The sequence below is a fragment of the Streptococcus sp. ZY171113 genome, assembly GCF_057748235.1.
Genome location: NZ_CM173243.1, coordinates 100,266 through 116,316 on the forward strand (window position 1 = coordinate 100,266; position 16,051 = coordinate 116,316).

Here is a 16,051-nt window from a genome sequence, read left to right on the forward strand (position 1 = left end):
TTGTTGCGATAAAAAGGATAATGGCTTTAACCATACTCCCCCACCTCCTTTCCAGGCGGTATGGGTTAACGCCACTATCATTATAGCACATCAAGGTTAGCCCAAACAAGCTAACCCAAACAGAGAACGGAGAAGCCAATGAGTAAATACGGATTTTTGAGCATTTTGGAGGAGCAGCTGGACAAGCGGTTCAGCTACGATTTTGCCATGGACTGGGACAAGAAAAACCACGCTGTCGAGGTCAGCTTTGTCCTGGAAGTTGGCTTGCCTGAGGGCGTTGAGCTGGCCGAGCTGGAGGGCGAGGAAGCCGTTGCCCTGGAGGAGTTCGTCCTCTTCTACAACCCCGACAAGTCCAGTTTTGACCCAGAGGACTACCTGGTCGCTCTGCCCTTTGACCCCAAAAAGGGCCTGAGCCAGGAGTTCATGACCTACTTCGCCGACTTCCTCCAGGCCGTGGCGGACCAGGGCCTGGACGACCTCCTGGACTTCCTGGCCGACGACACCGCCCAAGATTTTGCCCTGGCTTGGAACATCGAAGCTTTTGACAATGGCAGAGCAGGCTTGGAAGAAAAGACCTGGTATGGGTATCCGAGGTATTAGATGAGGTTCCTTGGTGTATCTTTGAAAAATAAGAAGTGAGTGTGAGCGGGGTATAAAGACTACTAAGGAGTATGGGTTTTTGAAGGTAATTGGTTTCATTTTTTGGTCGTTGTTAGTTTTATCTGCCTGTCAAAAAGGAGTTCCATCTAACGATGACGTAAATTTCCTACCAGAGACAAGCTCTCAAGCCGTTACTCAAACATCTGAAATTGTGACTCACGAGAAAGAGGAATCGAGAAGTGAGTACGATGTGGTGTTAGATGGTGACTTGTCAGTATTTGCTGGAGAATTTTCAACAGATGATTTTAATCAGGTCATTGTAGACTCTGGATTTACTTATGGCGGCTATACGGAAGAAGACTATATGGCAGCTAATACTTCTGTTTTTCCAAGATTAACAGACACCGGTTTTTGGAATGGTATAGCATCCCATGGTTCCTATGAAGTGCTTGTTTCCGATTTACCCCAGAAAATTTCTGATTACTATGAGGTGACAGTCTATGGTGTTAATGCTGGTGCAAGCAACCAACAAAAAACATTCTACTTAGTCCCACCCAATGTTACGGGTCCAACAGGGCTGACTAGTTCTGACAAAACGGTATTTGAAGCTAGAAGTGATGGCGTTGTCCAGCTGATGTATCAAAAAATGAACTGGTGGGAAGACTATGAGAAAAAGGTGGAAAAAGATCTAGATATTGATGCTATCAATAGTGGTGATTTTTCTTCGTTGGCAGGGACTTGGGCAAATGGCCGTGGTGAGGAATTTACCATAGGTCAAGATGGTAGTACCAGCTTTGGAGCAGAGATTGTAGCTGTTCCGAATTCTGATAAAATCAGCAAAGTTCCCTATGCTTCGCTGAGAGGAGCAGCACTAGGACTATTTAAAATAGGATTTGAAAATCCTGACGGAGATCAGTCAGATATTAGCCGACCTAGGCTGGTGATTTCCCAACAAGGCTATAACTACACACCAGACCTTTATTATTATAGAAAGTGAGAATAAAACCACATGACCAACTGGCAAGAACTAACCATCACCGTTGACCGCGAGGCTCAGGAGGCAGCAAGCAACCTCCTGATTGAGCTGGGCAGTCAGGGTGTTATGATTGAAGATAGTGCAGACTATTTGGATAAGGAAGACCTCTTTGGGGAGATTGTCCCTGAAGTGGGGCAGGAAGACACGGTCCGTATCACGGGCTACTACCCTGATAGTTTGGATTTGGCTGACATTCGTCAGCAACTGGAAGCGGGCCTGGCCCAGCTGGTTGAGCTGGGGCTGACCACCAGCCCAGCTGCCATCAGCAGCCAGGAACTGGCTGAGGAGGATTGGGCAGACAATTGGAAAAAGTATTACCAGCCCACCCGCATCAGCAATGGCTTGACCATCGTCCCGAGCTGGACCGACTATGAGCCTAGCCCTGGTGAGCAGGTCATCAAGCTGGACCCAGGCATGGCCTTTGGGACAGGAACCCACCCGACCACTAAGATGAGCCTCTGGGCCCTGGAGCAGGTGATCCGTGGGGGCGAGACCGTCCTGGACGTGGGCACGGGCTCAGGTGTCCTCTCCATCGCCAGCGTCCTCCTGGGAGCGGCGCGTGTTCAGGCCTACGACTTGGACGAGGTGGCCGTGCGTGTGGCCCGTGAGAACATTGCCCTCAACGCCAACATGGACAACATCAGCGTGGCGACCGGCGACCTCCTGCGTGGCGTGGACACCCAGGCTGACGTCATCGTGGCCAACATCCTGGCCGACATCCTGGTTCATCTGCTAGATGACGCCTACCGCCTGGTCAAGGACGAGGGCTACCTGATCATGAGCGGCATCATCGCCGACAAGTGGCCTATGGTGCGTGAGGCTGCCGAGCGTGCGGGCTTCTTCCTCGAAACCCAGATGATTCAGGGCGAGTGGAACGCCTGCGTCTTCAAGAAAACCGCCGACCGCTCAGGCGTAGTGGGAGGTTAAGGTGCAGCAGTATTTTGTCAATGGCAGAGCCCCGCAGGATGGCCTCGTTACCATCACCGACAAGGATACCGCCAAACACATGTTTGCCGTTATGCGACTGGCAGCCGGTGACAAGGTGACCCTGGTCTTCTCAGATGGTGTCAAGTGGCTGTCGCAGGTGGCCGATCCCAACCAGCAGAACCTGACCCTGGTGGAAGCATTAGCGGACAATGTCGAGCTGCCAGTCCAAGTCACCATCGCCATGGGTTTTCCCAAGGGGGACAAGCTAGACCTGGTTACCCAAAAGGCCACCGAGCTGGGAGCCCATCAGATTTGGGCCTACCCAGCCGACTGGTCAGTCGTCAAGTGGGATGGCAAAAAACTGGCCAAAAAGGCTGAAAAGCTGGAAAAGATTGCCCTAGGAGCAGCCGAGCAATCCAAACGCAACCTGGTTCCAGCCATCCAACTTTTTGACAAGATGGCCGATTTTCAAGCAGTTTTAGCTCAGTTCGACCACATTTTTATCGCCTATGAAGAGGCCGCCAAGGAGGGTGAACAGAGCAAACTGGCTCAAGCCCTGTCTCAACTGACAGGCGGGGAAAAAGTTCTCTTCATCTTCGGCCCAGAGGGCGGCCTGTCTCCCCAGGAAGTGGCTCAGTTTCAAGCGGCAGGCGGCCAGGCCGTAGGTCTTGGCCCACGCATCCTCCGCACCGAGACCGCTCCGCTCTATGCCCTATCAGCTGTCAGCTTTGCCATGGAACTAAACCGCTAAGTAGACATAGGGAGCTTTTGTTTGACTAAAAACATCCAGTTTGACGTGGTCGAACTGGATGTTTTTGGTTAAATCAGTTGGTTGAGGGGTCGAAGTTGGATGGCCTCGGCTTGGAAGCGGCGGCGGATGCTTCGAATCAAGGCCAGAGCTTGGGGGCTGTCGCCGTGAACACAGACAGAATCCGCCTGAATGGGAATGGTGGTCCCGTCGATGGCTTGAACGCTTCCCTTTGTAATCATCTGAATCAGGCGGTCAAGGGCCAGCTGCTCGTCGGTTATCATGGCCCCTTCCTTATGACGGGCGACCAGCGAACCGTCTTTTTCGTAGGCTCGGTCAGCAAAGACCTCTCTAGCGATTTTCAAGCCAGCAGACTGGCCAGCCAAGGCCAATTCGCTGGCCCCTGGGCAGAGCAGGATGAGCTCTTGGTCATAGCGGGCGACCGCTTTTGCAATGGCAGTTGCCAAGTGTTGCTCTTGTACCGCCATGTTGTAGAGGGCCCCGTGGGGTTTGACGTGCTGGAGCCTGAGCCCATGATGGCGGGTAAAGGCCTCAAGAGCCCCCAGCTGGTAGGTCACATAGGCGGCCGCTTCTTTAGGGCTGACCTGGAGGTTACGTCGGCCAAAACCAATCAGGTCGGGAAATCCTGGGTGGGCCCCCATGGCAATACCAGCCCCCTTGATTAGCTGAGTGGTTTTTTCCATGACGAGGGGGTCGCCAGCGTGGTAGCCGCAGGCCACATTGGCTGAGGTGATGAGGGGGATAAGCTCCGAATCTCGTCCCATCTGATAGGCGCCGAAACTTTCGCCCAGATCGCTGTTTAGGTCAACGTAATAGGTCATGCTTCCTCCTTAGTGGTTCAATAGCTGAGCGATAAAGCCAGTATCGACCTGGCCCGCGATAAAGTCTTCCTGGTGCATGAGGTCGAACTGGAAATCTAAATTGGTCTCCAGACCAAGAATGACCATTTCGCCCAGGGCGGTTTTCATCTTCTGAATGGCCGCAGGTCGGTCTGGAGCATGGACGATAACCTTGGCAATCATGGCATCGTAATCGGCAGGCACTCGGTAGCCCGTATAGAGGGCGGTGTCAACGCGGACCCCATTGCCTGCTGGCAGGTGGAGGTGGTTGATAGGGCCAGCATTGGGCATGAAATTCTTGCTGGGGATTTCAGCGTTAATCCGACATTCAATGGCGTGGCCACGGATAACGACATCTTCTTGTTTGATAGACAGGGGCAGGCCGCTGGCGACACGGATTTGCTCGATGATGAGGTCAAGGCCTGTGACCATCTCGGTGACTCCATGCTCCACTTGGATGCGGGTGTTCATTTCCATGAAGTAGAATTGCTTGTCCTTGTCCATGATAAATTCCACAGTCCCGGCATTACTATAGTTAACTGCCTGGGCTGCCTTGATGGCCGTTTCGTTAAGGGCTTGTCTGGTCGCTTGGTCAATGGCAGGAGAGGGGGCTTCTTCAATCAGTTTTTGGTGGTTGCGTTGGATGGAACAGTCCCGTTCTCCCAGAGCCACCACCTGACCAAAGTGATCTGCCATGAGTTGAATTTCAATATGCTTGGGTTGCTCGATGTATTTTTCCAAGTACATGGCGGGGTCACCAAAGGAGCTGACCGCCTCGCTTTGGGCGATGGTAAATTGGGCCTCAAAGTCATGGGCAGAGCGGGAAACCCGCATGCCCTTGCCGCCACCGCCTGAAGCGGCCTTGATCATGATGGGAAAACCGATGGTTTCGGCCCAGGTCTTGGCCTTGGCAAGGTCGGTCAGGTGGCCAGGACTGCCTGGCACGACAGGAACCTGAGCCTTGATCATGGTTGCCCTAGCCTGGGCCTTGTCGCCCATCTGCTCAATGACCTCTGGCCGAGGTCCGATGAAAATCAGGCCATACTCCTGACAGAGCCTGGCAAAGTCAGCATTTTCAGAGAGAAAACCAAAGCCAGGATGGATAGCATCGGCCTTGGTATTGAGGGCGGCTGAGATGATGTTGGCCTTGTTGAGGTAGGATTGGCTGATAGGGCCCTCGCCAATACAAACCTTTTGATCGGCCAGAGCGACATGCAGGCTGTCTTGATCCTCCTTGGAATAGACAGCAACGGAAGCGATGCCGAGGTCACGGCAGGCCCGAATGATACGAACAGCAATTTCGCCACGGTTGGCGATGAGTACCTTCTTAATCATGGGACACCGCCTAAAGGGGCTTGATGCGAAAGAGCGGTTGGCCGTAGTCAACCTTTTCTTCATTGCCAACCAAAATTGCTTCAATCTGACAATCCTGCTCAGCAGTCAGTTCATTTTTGAGTTTCATGGCCTCAATGATGCCGATGGTCTGACCAGCTTTAATGAGGTCTCCAACACGAGCCAGGGCAGGAGCTTCTGGACTAGCTGCAGCATAAAAGGTTCCCACCATTGGTGAGCTGATTAGGTTTTTCTCTTTCTTTTCTGCCTGCTCAAGAGAGCTAGACGGTGTTTGGGGGCTGGTGCCCAGGGGAGCTGGCTGGGCCTGGCGAGTTAATCGGATTTTCCAGTCACCTTCCTCAAGAGCCAGCTCAGTCAGGCTAGAGGCTTCAAATAGGCTGATGAGTTCCTTGATGTGTTCTAAATTCATGGTGTTCTCCTAGTGAAATAGGCCGGCTAAACGTTGGGCAACCTGACGCCTAACCAGACTTTCTTGACAGGGCTGATGGATGGCCTGTCGCATCTCTTCCAAGGCTTGTCTTTCCTCACGGATTAGGGCCTGAGCCTGGTCGATGGAAATGGCCTGAAAACGAATCTTTTGGCCTCTTTGCCCCTGAACCAGCTTGGGCAGGTCAACTGATGCCAGAGTTGCAATCTTGGCATAACCCCCTGTGGTCTGCCGATCGGCCAAGAGGACGATGGGTTTGCCATTGGCAGGGACCTGAATGGACCCTAGACAGGTCCCGTCAGAGATGATATCTGCTTGATTTTTATGGGCAATAGGTGGCCCGTCCAAGCGATAGCCCATGCGGTCAGCCTCTTGGGTGATGGTATAAGTTTCCGACAGAAAAGTCTCCAGTCCCTCTGGCGTGAACAGGTGGTCTTGAGGGCCTAGGACAACTCTAATCGTGAGCTCGTCTTGGTCGAAGGTCTCGACGGGCAAGGTGCGTGAGCGAAAATGAGGCAGGTAGGGGCGATTTTCCCTGAAAGGAATGACATCCCCGACCTGTAAGGGTCGTCCCTTGAAGCCTCCGAGACCGATTTTAGTATTGGTGGCATAGCTGCCCATGACCAGGGGCAGGTCCAGGTAGCTCGAAAAGGCCAGGTAGCCCCAAACGCCACGTTGGGCCCTGCCAAAGGTCAAGACATCGCCTCGTTGAACAGCGATGGCTGTGTTTAATGTCAAGGGATGGCCGTTCAGCTTGGCTTGGAAATCCCCGCCTGTGATGGCGATAAGGGTGTCCTGGGTGAAGGCCAAACTTGGGCCGACAAGGCAGAATTCCAAGACAGCTTCCTTTTCAGGATTGTCCAAGAGAAGGTTGGCTAGTCTAAAACTAAACGGGTCCATGGCCCCCGACACGCCAAATCCCTGACTTTGGTAACTCAGTCGCCCACCGTCCTGGACAGTGGTCAGGAGTCCAGGTTTCAGCACTCTAATGCTCATAAGAGACCTCCGTCTTGCTCAGTAATTTGGGTTCGTAGCGACCATCACGGACAGCTGCTTCAATGGTTTGGTAATCGTCAGGACTAATGGGCCTAAAGCGAACGTAATCCCCAGCCTCAAAGAGGACGGGTTTGGCTCGGTTTGGGTCATAGGTCTTGACGGGCGTGCGGCCAATCAGTTGCCAGCCGCCAGGTGAACTGACAGGGTAAATACCTGTCTGACCGCCACCGATACCAACGCTCCCTGCAGGGATAGCTAAACGAGGGTTGGCCAAACGAGGGGTATGAATGGATTCATCCAGCCCACCCAAATAAGGAAAGCCAGGCAAAAAGCCTAGCATATAAACCAGGTAGTCTCGGCCAGCATGGCGGTCAATGACCTCCTGGCTTGTCAGACCAGCATGTTGGGCAACGGTTTCCAAATCAGGACCGAACTCCCCACCATAGACCAGAGGAATGTCCCAAATCCTGGTCTGGGCTTCCGTTATCGTCATCGGTTGCTCTAAGCGTTCAATCAGGTAGGCCCTAAGCGTGTCATAGGAGAGCAGGTGAGGGTCGTAAAGCACCAGCAAGGAGGCAAAGGCTGGGATGACCTCCAAGAGGCCGTCAAGGGGCTGACGGTCAAATCCCTGTACCAGGTTCGTTATCCGCTGGTTGATGGCAGGTGAGATGACCTGTTCAAAGGAAATCAGCAAGCCTGAATCTCCAGCTGTGCTTATCGTATACGCCATGGCTCTTCCTTTCTTGAGACAGAAAAAATGGTAGAATTCTGGCTCAAACTTGTCCTTGAGAATACCTTGATTATAGCTCAAATCCCGAAAAAAAGCAAACACGGCAAGGGGCTAGAGAGGCGATAAGTCAGCCCTAGAGTTAACTGACCAGCTCGGCTATTTCCCAGAAAAATCCTCCCCCAGCCAAACGGTTGAGGGAGGTTTGCTTTATTTGAGTTTGATGTCGGCGTGTTCGTTGATGATGGTCAGCTTGTTCTTGTTGTCCGTTTTTTGGCGAGTGGCAGTCTGGTCTTTTTGCTCAATATCAGTCAGGGCAGAAGCGATGTTGAGGGCCCCGTGCTCGCTGGTCTTGAGGTTCAGGGAAATGCTGTTCTCGCTGGCAGGTGCCAGGTCAATATCCACCAGGTAATCGGCTGAGGTCAGCTTGACGTCGCCCAGGACGGTCAGGTTTTCCATGGTCATCGGTGAGTACTTGGTGTCGATGCTGGTCTGCTCCAGGGTGCTGTTGCTAGCGGTGATGGGTCCAGCATCGCTGGTGATGACGCTGTTTTTAATCTGGCTATCCCTTAGCATAAGGTCACCGTAGTAGGTGATGTCAGCTCGGTCAACGGTCGTGTTATGGAAGCTCAGGTGACCGTAGTTCTCAAGGGTGACGTTGGAGAGCTTGCTGTCGGTGAAGTCACCACCTAAAATAGTTCCCTTGTCAATAATCAGATTATTACCGTTGATTTGTTGCATGATCTTAGCCTCCTTGATGTGGAGGTCATTGAGTTCGTAATAGTAGCCCGCATCCAATGTTAACTTATCCAAGGTCAGGCCCTTAGGTAGGGCCAGGTAGGCCGTATAACTATCCTCTGACTGGCTGTTCATAATCTCGCTAATGGTTTTTAGGCTACCGAATAACATGAAATCGGTTTCCGCACTTCCTGGTCCAGTAATGCTTAAACGGCCGTCCTTTTCCTGAACGTCCAGCCAGGTGTTGTTCCGGTGTTTCCAGTAGGTGTAGGTCAGATGAATCTTGTCATCGGGCGAGGTGGTGACTTGCAGGGCTTTGTTGCGGAGAAAGATGTCTAATTCCGTGAGCTTGTCAAAGGATTTTTCCACCTTAACAGGCGTTTCCAGGTTCTTGAGGTCGCTGATGCTGCCTAGAGACAGGCTGATGGCCACCAAAATCAGACCAGCAATCAAACTGAAGCCGCCCAGGGCCAAGAGGCGGTTAAAAAGGTTCTTTTTCATGCGCGTTTTCCTTTCGTGATGATCCATTTGACCAGGGCCTTGATGCCTTGGAAGGCCAGTTTATTGAGCAAGATGGTCAGGAGGCCGATGAGTAGAGCAGCTCCCAGCATGGCCAAACCGCTACCGAAACTGAGAGTGGATAGACTGGCTGACTGGGTCAGGTAGGCAAAGCCTTCAAAGAAGCCGATACCAGCTCCAATCAAGAGGGAAATGCTGGTTAGGATAGCAGAGATGGTCAAGGCAATGGCAGCCGCGACGAGGGCAAAGAGGGTGCCCAAAATAGCCAGAATGGCTGGCACCCCGATTGGGATGGCAAAGATAGCCAAAATCACTAACCAGATGACCTGTCTCTTGCTACGGGCAGGGTACTTGTCATCACCCATGCGACGGTCTAAAAGGTTGTGAATCAGCTCGCTGGCAGCCTCACGGGGTGTACCCAATTCGGCCATGACCAAGGCTTCATTTTCCTCGCCAGCCTCGTCAAAGTATTCTGTGAAATAGGCCATGGCCTCCTCGTAGTCGGTTTTTGGGAGCTTACGCAGGTGGTTGTCCAGCTGCTCCAGGTACTCAGTTCTTGTCATGTGTCAATCTCCCTTCGATGATGTCGTCGATTTTGCTGGTGTAGAGCTGCCACTCTTTCTTGAGGTAGGTCAGCTGCTCTCTGCCGTTGGGCGTGATGGAGTAGTATTTGCGGGTCCGTCCCTGATGGGCCTGGCTGTAAGTGGTCAGGTAGCGTTCCTGCTCCAGACGCTTGAGGATGGGGTAGAGTGTCGATTCCTTGATGTTGGCGATGAGCTTGACCGTCTGGCTGATGTCGTAGCCATACGAATCGTGGTCGTCCACGATGGCCAAAATCAAGAATTCGATGACTGTGGCGGATGTGGGAAAGTACATGGCCGTCACCTCCTTGTGTAAAAATTTTATATATAATTTTGTTATATATAAAATATATACCTATCCAAACCAAAAGTCAAGCAAAAAGAGGTGATTTTTTTAACTTTTTTTCTTGAAAAAATAAGCAGAGCTAGGCGCGACTGTTTCCTTTTTTGTCCCTTCTGGAATCGTCAATAGACGAACGAAGGTTATAAAAAAATCAAAAAAGTATTATTTACAAACATTTTCAGAAAATAAACTTGTGCCAGATGCTAATTTTTTGTATAATATTCTTATCGTTTTCAAAAAGGAGTTTATTATGTCGAAACATGTCACGTCTAAAAGTGCCCTACTCTTGTCTCTCTTGTTGGCCGTTGGTTCAGCTGGTCTGGTAGAGGCCGATGAGACCGCAACACCTGGCCTGCCTACTGGTGACACCAGTCTAGTTGAGAATAAGGAAGAGACTTCAGAAAGCATTGAACTTTTAGGTGATGGTGAGCAGCCAGAGACCACTCGGGTTATTGAGGGAACTGAGGCGACGACTCGTCAGGCGGCCGCTCCTGAGTTTGTGGCACCTGTTGAAGGCCAGACCGTGGATGTCCGTATCCTGTCCACAACAGACCTCCATACCAACCTGGTTAACTACGACTACTACCAAGACAAGCCTGCTCAAAACGTGGGTCTGGCTAAAACGGCTGTCCTGATTGATGAAGCCAAGGCTGAAAACAGCAACGTGATTTTGGTGGACAATGGAGACACCATCCAAGGAACCCCGCTTGGCACTTACAAATCTAGTGTTGACCCTGTTGAAGCTGGTGAACGCCACCCGATGTATGAGGCCTTGACGACCCTGGGCTTTGATGCGGGCACCTTGGGTAACCATGAGTTTAACTATGGTTTGGACTACTTGGACAAGGTGGTTAAAGCCGCTGGTCTGCCTTTGGTCAATGCCAACGTTTTGGATGCCAAGACCGGCCAACCGCTCTATCAGACCTACGAGCTAATCACCAAGACCTTTACCGACACCACAGGTGCCCCTGTTTCCCTCAATATCGGGATTACAGGCATCACCCCGCCACAAATCCTCAACTGGGACAAGGCCCACTTGGAAGGCAAGGTTGTGGTCCGTGATGCGGTTGAAGCTTTGGAGGAATTGGTGCCACAAATCCGTCAAGCGGGTGCGGACATCGTTCTGGTGCTTTCTCACTCCGGTATTGGTGACGACAAGTATGACAAGGGTGAAGAAAACGTTGGCTACCAAATCGCTGGCATTCCAGGTGTTGATGCGGTTGTTACCGGTCACTCGCATGCGGAATTCCCAGCTGGTGGCAAGGGCTTTTACAGCCGTTATGCTGGTGTCGATGATGTCAACGGGCTGATTAATGGTACACCAGTCACCATGGCCGGTAAATACGGTGATCACCTGGGTGTCATCGACCTCAACCTGACCTATATTGATGGCAAGTGGACCACCAACTCTGCCAAGGGTGCCATCCGTAAGATTGACACCAAGTCAGAAGTGGCCAACGAAACAGTTGTCAACCTGGCTAAGGAAGCTCATGACGGGACGGTAGCCTACGTTCGTCAGCAGGTCGGTACCACAACAGCACCGATTACCAGCTACTTCGCCCTGGTTAAGGATGACCCATCTATCCAAATTGTTAACAATGCCCAAATCTGGTATGCCAAGCAAGAATTGGCTGGTACGCCAGAAGCTGACCTGCCAATTTTGTCAGCGGCAGCCCCGTTCAAGGCTGGTGGTCGTAACTTTAGCGATGTGACCAACTACACTGATATTCCAGCGGGAGCTATTGCCATCAAAAACGTGGCAGACCTCTACCTCTATGATAACGTGACCGCCATCCTCAAGTTGACGGGTGCGGACATCAAGGAGTGGTTGGAAATGTCAGCCGGCCAGTTCAACCAGATCGACCCAAGCAAGAGCGAGCCACAAAGCCTGGTTAATACCGACTATCGGACCTACAACTTCGATGTGATTGACGGGGTGACCTACCTCTATGATGTGACCCAGCCGGCCAAGTATAACCGTAGTGGTGAGTTGCTCAATGAGGGTGCCAGTCGGGTGCGTGACCTGCGTTACCAGGGCCAGCCAATCGATGAGGCCCAAGAGTTCATCGTGGTGACCAACAACTACCGAGCTAGCGGTAGCTTCCCTGGCGTGGTCAATGCCACGGTCAACAAGCTCCTCAACCTGGAGAACCGTCAGGCTATCATCAACTACATCCTGTCAGAGAAAACCATCAACCCATCAGCTGACAACAACTGGGGCTTCACCGACAGCATCAAGGGCTTGGACGTCCGTTTCCTGTCTGCTGATAGTGCCAAGGTCTTGGCAGAAGGCTTGGAAGACATTTCTTACCTCAATCCAGCGGCCGACCACGAAAACTTTGGCGAATTCCGCCTGGTTTACGTTGAGCCTAAGCAGGACGAGGTTAAGGACGAGAACAAGAATGACCAAGGTCAAGCGACCAATACTCAAATCGACAGCAGCAAGCAACCAACTGGTCAAGGCCTGTCTGATCAAGTGCGTCAAGAGATTAAGGAGATTATTCGTCAGACGCTGACAAGACCAACAACTAGCGAGTCTGGTCCTAGCTCACCTGGTCTTGAGACCACTAAACTGACGACTGATGCTAAAGAGAATGGTACAACTGGGGATAAGACTGCTCCAACAGCCCCTGCCAGCCCATCCCTTGTTGCTTACAAGCCAGTCGCAGTTGCTTCAGCTGGCCTGACAACAACCAAGACCTCTGCTAGCCAAGCTAGCCTGCCAGCAACTGGTAGCACCAGCGGTGCCTTCCTGGGCCTCCTGGGAGCCAACCTGCTTGGTTTGGCCGGTTTCCTGGGCAGAAAAGCTAAAAAAGACTAAGAGAGTGGGACTGGGTCCCAGTCTCATAATTGGCGGGGCTTCCTGCCAGTTCTTTTTTTGTCCCATCTGCTCAATCGCTTTCACTCGGTTCTCTATTTTATGCTATAATAAAGAAAAGGAGGACTTACCATGACCAAACCCATCTTGCTCAAAATCGCCCGTGCCTATCTGCTGGCCCTAGCCATCTCCTGCCTCTTGACCATCCTGGTCATGCTGGTGGTGAAGGACCAGACCTTTCTCCTTCGCCGCCCTAGCAGCGTCGCCTTCCTCATGGTCAGCATCCTCACCTACACCGACTACAAGTTCTGGAAAAGTTTCCTAGTGTCAGGCCTCTTTAGTCTAGTGACTGGTTTGATTTTTCTGGCCATTTGGCCCAATGGGCTGGCGCTGACAGCCTGGCAGCTGCTGGGACTGGCAACGGCTCTCGCTGGCTTGTCTGCTTGGGCCCATGTCCAGCTTAACAAGGAGAAAGTATGAACATAACCGCCTGCTTAAAAATCGCCCGATTCTACTTGCTGGGCTTGGGTGTGATTTGGTTGCTCACTGCTATCTTTCTGGTTTTCAGTGGCGACTCTCATTACCTTTTCAATCGCCCGACCTTGGGCAATGTGATTTTCTTTATAGCTGTTCATCAGTACAGCACCGCCAAGGGTTGGGACAAGTTTTTCCTGTGGCTGCTGATTATTCTAGGCAGCCTGCTGTGGGCTTGGGTCTTCACCAGCCTCTATCCCCAAGGTTTGCCCCTGACCCTCTGGCAGCTTCTGGCCATCAGCTTGACCTCAGCTGGTTTGGCTGGCGGTGCCCATCTGCTCTTAAAAAAGGAGGTTACACATGACTAAATCAATCTTTTTCAAGGTTTGTCGCGGTTGGCTGCTGGGAACTGGGCTTGTTCTTGGTCTTCTAGCCCTGACCCTGTTGGTCAAGGGGGAGGCCAGCACTGATGTGTTTATCAAGGCTCTCTTTCTGCCCCTACAGCTGAGTTTCTTTCGCCACAGCACTTACCGCTGGTGGGTAAAATTATTGCTGGGACTGGCTCTGATTCCCTTGGTCAGTCTAGTCTTGCACCTGATGAATTGGTCTTGGGAGGTCAGCTTGACAAGAAGCCATCTGCTGGTGCTTTGCCCTCTTTTTCTGGTCTTGGCCGGTCTGCTCCAGCTGGGACTGACAACAACTGACCGCACTTAACCGCATCTCTCACCGAGCAGGTTGGTCTGCTCTGCTATTTCCCAAAAACAAAAGGAGTTATTATGCCATCAACCATCGACTACATCACCCAACTGACCGCTATCCCATCGCCGACAGGCTTTACTCATGACATCATGGACTGGGTAGCTGACCTGGTGATGGGCTGGGGCTACGATCTTGTTCGCACGCCCAAGGGCGGCCTCATGGTCAGCCTGCCTGGTCAAAACGACGACAAGCACCGCCTCCTGACCGCCCACGTGGACACGCTGGGAGCTATGGTGCGGGCTATCAAGCCTGACGGCCGCCTCAAAATCGCCCTGGTCGGCGGTTTCACCTACAACGCCATCGAGGGCGAGAACTGCACGGTCCATGTGGCCAAGACAGGCAAGACCCACACGGGGACCATCCTCCTCCATCAGACCAGCGTTCACGTTTATAAGGATGCGGGAACGGCTGAGCGTAATCAAAACAACATGGAAATCCGTCTGGACGAGAAGGTTCGGACAGCTGACGAGACCCGGGCCTTGGGCATCGACGTCGGCGACTTCATCTCCTTTGACCCTCGGACCGTGGTGACCGAGACGGGCTTCATCAAGTCCCGCCACCTGGACGACAAGGTCTCTGCCGCCATCCTCCTCAAGCTCCTGGAGACCTACAAGGCTGAAGGCACCGTTCCGCCTTACACCACCCACTTCTACTTCTCAGCCTTTGAGGAAGTGGGCCATGGGGCCAACTCCAGCATTCCTGCCAAGACCGTGGAGTACATAGCCATTGACATGGGGGCAATGGGGGACGACCAGCAGACCGACGAATACACCGTCTCCATCTGTGTCAAGGACGGGTCTGGTCCTTACCATTACGGCCTCCGCCAGCAGCTGGTCGCCCTGGCAGAGCAGGCAGGCATTCCCTACAAGCTGGACATTTACCCCTTCTATGGTTCAGACGCTTCTGCCGCTATGCGAGCTGGTGCGGAGGTGAGACACGGCCTCTTGGGTGCCGGAATCGAAGCCAGCCACGCCTATGAGCGGACCCACAAGGATTCTGTTGAAGCGACAGAAAGGCTGGTTCATGCCTACATCATGAGCCAGATGATTGACTAAGCAGACCCAACCCAGCCCCAGGCTGGGTTTTGGCCATGAAAGGAAGAACGAATGACTTATACCCTACGTCCATTAACGTTAGCGGATGCTGAAGTTTACATCCCTCTGGTCCAGAACCTAGACCCAGAAGTGGCCAGATTGACAGGGACCACCCAAACCTTGACAGACCAGGAAGTCTTGGCCTACCTTGAACGGATTGTGGCTGACGAGACACGGACGGACTGGTTGATAATCGCACCCGACCAGACCATCATCGGTGAAGTGGTCATCAACGAGTTTGACTCGGAGACCAATAGTGCCAATTTTCGGATGGCCATTTTCAAGCCCGATTACCTGGGTCAGGGGATTGGGACTTGGGCAATTGGGGAGGTTCTGACCCATGCCTTCGAGGAGCGGCAGCTCAACCGTCTGAGCTTGGAGGTTTTTTCCTTCAATCCCAGAGCTCAGAAGGCCTACCAAAAAGCGGGGTTCATCGAAGAAGGCCGTCTTCGAGAGGCGGTTAAGGGACCAGAGGGCTATGCGGACATCATCCTCATGGCCATGCTGAGAAGCGACTGGGACCAGCTGAAAGGAAAAATTGTTGGAGGCAGACACGGCCTTTATCAAGGTGGATTATCCTGGTGTTATCAGTGAACTGGAGCGGGTGTCGCTGGGCCGTCTGCCTTATACCCAGAAGTATGAGTTGGCCTATTCCTACATTCAGGGTTTGAATCTGAATGCGGAGCAGCGCCGGGTTGTTTTGAATAATGTCACCCTCAAATCAGATGAAGCCTACCTGGATTACTGGGTAGAGATTGGCCGCGGAAACAGCACGTCTGCCTTGGACTTGGCCAAGCGTTTGGATGATTCTGACCTGATCCTCTATGCTCTGGGGCAGGCCATTGAACAGGTGCGTGAGAACACCCGCTTGTCTGGTGAGGAACGTGAGAGCCAAATTGAGGCCCTAAAGACCGAGTATGACAAGTATTGGGATGCTCGAACCAGCACCCTCAATGAGTCGGAAGCGTCATCAGTCCCGGCTAGCAGCGCCAGCGATTCCTCCAAAACAGAAACCAGTAGCTCTTCCTCATCATCAGAAAGGGATTAAGGT

At 52.4% G+C, this 16,051-nt stretch carries 18 protein-coding genes and 1 pseudogene; 11 read left to right on the forward strand and 8 right to left on the reverse strand.

The window, feature by feature from the left end; genetic code table 11:
- The first annotated feature begins 138 nt into the window (after nt 1-138).
- From AC3ARB_RS00585 to AC3ARB_RS00600, 4 genes are all read left to right on the forward strand, one after another.
- Entirely contained in the window at nt 139-600 is a 462-nt protein-coding gene (locus AC3ARB_RS00585) for a DUF3013 family protein (RefSeq protein ID WP_488320658.1), read from the forward strand.
- A gap of 79 nt (nt 601-679) precedes the next feature.
- Nucleotides 680-1,597 carry a DUF6287 domain-containing protein gene (locus tag AC3ARB_RS00590; RefSeq protein ID WP_488320659.1) on the forward strand — a complete coding sequence of 306 codons (918 nt, stop codon included), beginning with the start codon at nt 680-682 and terminating at the stop codon, nt 1,595-1,597.
- A 12-nt stretch (nt 1,598-1,609) separates the two neighbouring features.
- Complete coding sequence (prmA, locus tag AC3ARB_RS00595; RefSeq protein ID WP_488320660.1) at nt 1,610-2,563, forward strand: 50S ribosomal protein L11 methyltransferase; 954 nt, start codon at nt 1,610-1,612, stop codon at nt 2,561-2,563.
- 1 nt (nt 2,564) lies between these two features.
- Entirely contained in the window at nt 2,565-3,314 is a 750-nt protein-coding gene (locus AC3ARB_RS00600) for a 16S rRNA (uracil(1498)-N(3))-methyltransferase (RefSeq protein WP_488320661.1), read from the forward strand.
- Between the two features lie 68 nt (nt 3,315-3,382).
- Here the strand turns inward: AC3ARB_RS00600 and AC3ARB_RS00605 are convergent, their stop codons facing one another.
- The 8 genes from AC3ARB_RS00605 to AC3ARB_RS00640 form a co-directional block, all read right to left on the reverse strand.
- Nucleotides 3,383-4,153: a LamB/YcsF family protein gene (locus AC3ARB_RS00605; RefSeq protein ID WP_488320662.1), complete on the reverse strand. Its 771-nt coding sequence runs from the start codon at nt 4,151-4,153 to the stop codon at nt 3,383-3,385.
- A 9-nt stretch (nt 4,154-4,162) separates the two neighbouring features.
- On the reverse strand, nt 4,163-5,506 hold the full coding sequence (accC, locus tag AC3ARB_RS00610; RefSeq protein ID WP_488320663.1) for an acetyl-CoA carboxylase biotin carboxylase subunit: 1,344 nt from the start codon (nt 5,504-5,506) through the stop codon (nt 4,163-4,165).
- Between the two features lie 10 nt (nt 5,507-5,516).
- Nucleotides 5,517-5,933, reverse strand: coding sequence for an acetyl-CoA carboxylase biotin carboxyl carrier protein (locus AC3ARB_RS00615; RefSeq protein WP_488320664.1), 417 nt, complete (start codon nt 5,931-5,933; stop codon nt 5,517-5,519).
- A gap of 9 nt (nt 5,934-5,942) precedes the next feature.
- Nucleotides 5,943-6,947 (reverse strand): 5-oxoprolinase subunit C family protein, encoded by a 1,005-nt coding sequence (locus tag AC3ARB_RS00620; RefSeq protein ID WP_488320665.1) that lies wholly within the window; start codon nt 6,945-6,947, stop codon nt 5,943-5,945.
- Nucleotides 6,937-7,677, reverse strand: a complete 741-nt coding sequence (gene pxpB, locus AC3ARB_RS00625; RefSeq protein WP_488320666.1) for a 5-oxoprolinase subunit PxpB — start codon at nt 7,675-7,677, stop codon at nt 6,937-6,939. Before pxpB ends, AC3ARB_RS00620 begins: the two co-directional genes overlap by 11 nt.
- Before the next feature lie 207 nt (nt 7,678-7,884).
- Nucleotides 7,885-8,913, reverse strand: a complete 1,029-nt coding sequence (locus AC3ARB_RS00630; protein WP_488320667.1) for a DUF4097 family beta strand repeat-containing protein — start codon at nt 8,911-8,913, stop codon at nt 7,885-7,887.
- Nucleotides 8,910-9,494, reverse strand: a complete 585-nt coding sequence (locus AC3ARB_RS00635) for a DUF1700 domain-containing protein (protein ID WP_488320668.1) — start codon at nt 9,492-9,494, stop codon at nt 8,910-8,912. The genes AC3ARB_RS00630 and AC3ARB_RS00635 overlap by 4 nt, the downstream gene beginning before the upstream one ends.
- Entirely contained in the window at nt 9,481-9,807 is a 327-nt protein-coding gene (locus AC3ARB_RS00640) for a PadR family transcriptional regulator (RefSeq protein WP_488320669.1), read from the reverse strand. The genes AC3ARB_RS00635 and AC3ARB_RS00640 overlap by 14 nt, the downstream gene beginning before the upstream one ends.
- A 298-nt stretch (nt 9,808-10,105) precedes the next feature.
- Between AC3ARB_RS00640 and AC3ARB_RS00645 the strand changes: the two genes are divergently transcribed.
- From AC3ARB_RS00645 to AC3ARB_RS00675, 7 genes and pseudogenes are all read left to right on the forward strand, one after another.
- Nucleotides 10,106-12,676, forward strand: a complete 2,571-nt coding sequence (locus tag AC3ARB_RS00645) for a bifunctional 2',3'-cyclic-nucleotide 2'-phosphodiesterase/3'-nucleotidase (protein WP_488320670.1) — start codon at nt 10,106-10,108, stop codon at nt 12,674-12,676.
- A 129-nt stretch (nt 12,677-12,805) separates the two neighbouring features.
- Nucleotides 12,806-13,153, forward strand: coding sequence for a hypothetical protein (locus AC3ARB_RS00650; protein WP_488320671.1), 348 nt, complete (start codon nt 12,806-12,808; stop codon nt 13,151-13,153).
- Nucleotides 13,150-13,515, forward strand: coding sequence for a hypothetical protein (locus AC3ARB_RS00655; protein WP_488320672.1), 366 nt, complete (start codon nt 13,150-13,152; stop codon nt 13,513-13,515). Before AC3ARB_RS00650 ends, AC3ARB_RS00655 begins: the two co-directional genes overlap by 4 nt.
- On the forward strand, nt 13,508-13,861 hold the full coding sequence (locus tag AC3ARB_RS00660; protein ID WP_488320673.1) for a hypothetical protein: 354 nt from the start codon (nt 13,508-13,510) through the stop codon (nt 13,859-13,861). Before AC3ARB_RS00655 ends, AC3ARB_RS00660 begins: the two co-directional genes overlap by 8 nt.
- Before the next feature lie 62 nt (nt 13,862-13,923).
- On the forward strand, nt 13,924-14,961 hold the full coding sequence (locus AC3ARB_RS00665; protein WP_488320674.1) for a M42 family metallopeptidase: 1,038 nt from the start codon (nt 13,924-13,926) through the stop codon (nt 14,959-14,961).
- 51 nt (nt 14,962-15,012) lie between these two features.
- The gene (locus tag AC3ARB_RS00670; RefSeq protein ID WP_488320675.1) at nt 15,013-15,594 is read left to right on the forward strand and encodes a GNAT family N-acetyltransferase; all 582 of its coding nucleotides are present in this window, start codon (nt 15,013-15,015) and stop codon (nt 15,592-15,594) included.
- Nucleotides 15,530-16,048, forward strand: a pseudogene (locus AC3ARB_RS00675) (type VII secretion protein EssB/YukC); the annotation flags it as partial. The gene AC3ARB_RS00670 and the pseudogene AC3ARB_RS00675, both read left to right, overlap by 65 nt.
- Between the last annotated feature and the right edge of the window lie 3 nt (nt 16,049-16,051).

Excerpts from the sequence above, each read along its gene's own strand:
- AC3ARB_RS00585 (WP_488320658.1), top strand. The coding sequence starts at position 139 with ATGAGTAAATACGGATTTTTGAGCATTTTGGAGGAGCAGCTGGACAAG.
- prmA (WP_488320660.1), top strand. The coding sequence starts at position 1,610 with ATGACCAACTGGCAAGAACTAACCATCACCGTTGACCGCGAGGCTCAG.
- AC3ARB_RS00605 (WP_488320662.1), bottom strand. The coding sequence starts at position 4,153 with ATGACCTATTACGTTGACCTAAACAGCGATCTGGGCGAAAGTTTCGGC.
- accC (WP_488320663.1), bottom strand. The coding sequence starts at position 5,506 with ATGATTAAGAAGGTACTCATCGCCAACCGTGGCGAAATTGCTGTTCGT.
- AC3ARB_RS00615 (WP_488320664.1), bottom strand. The coding sequence starts at position 5,933 with ATGAATTTAGAACACATCAAGGAACTCATCAGCCTATTTGAAGCCTCT.
- AC3ARB_RS00620 (WP_488320665.1), bottom strand. The coding sequence starts at position 6,947 with ATGAGCATTAGAGTGCTGAAACCTGGACTCCTGACCACTGTCCAGGAC.
- pxpB (WP_488320666.1), bottom strand. The coding sequence starts at position 7,677 with ATGGCGTATACGATAAGCACAGCTGGAGATTCAGGCTTGCTGATTTCC.
- AC3ARB_RS00630 (WP_488320667.1), bottom strand. The coding sequence starts at position 8,913 with ATGAAAAAGAACCTTTTTAACCGCCTCTTGGCCCTGGGCGGCTTCAGT.
- AC3ARB_RS00635 (WP_488320668.1), bottom strand. The coding sequence starts at position 9,494 with ATGACAAGAACTGAGTACCTGGAGCAGCTGGACAACCACCTGCGTAAG.
- AC3ARB_RS00640 (WP_488320669.1), bottom strand. The coding sequence starts at position 9,807 with ATGTACTTTCCCACATCCGCCACAGTCATCGAATTCTTGATTTTGGCC.
- AC3ARB_RS00645 (WP_488320670.1), top strand. The coding sequence starts at position 10,106 with ATGTCGAAACATGTCACGTCTAAAAGTGCCCTACTCTTGTCTCTCTTG.
- AC3ARB_RS00650 (WP_488320671.1), top strand. The coding sequence starts at position 12,806 with ATGACCAAACCCATCTTGCTCAAAATCGCCCGTGCCTATCTGCTGGCC.
- AC3ARB_RS00655 (WP_488320672.1), top strand. The coding sequence starts at position 13,150 with ATGAACATAACCGCCTGCTTAAAAATCGCCCGATTCTACTTGCTGGGC.
- AC3ARB_RS00660 (WP_488320673.1), top strand. The coding sequence starts at position 13,508 with ATGACTAAATCAATCTTTTTCAAGGTTTGTCGCGGTTGGCTGCTGGGA.
- AC3ARB_RS00665 (WP_488320674.1), top strand. The coding sequence starts at position 13,924 with ATGCCATCAACCATCGACTACATCACCCAACTGACCGCTATCCCATCG.
- AC3ARB_RS00670 (WP_488320675.1), top strand. The coding sequence starts at position 15,013 with ATGACTTATACCCTACGTCCATTAACGTTAGCGGATGCTGAAGTTTAC.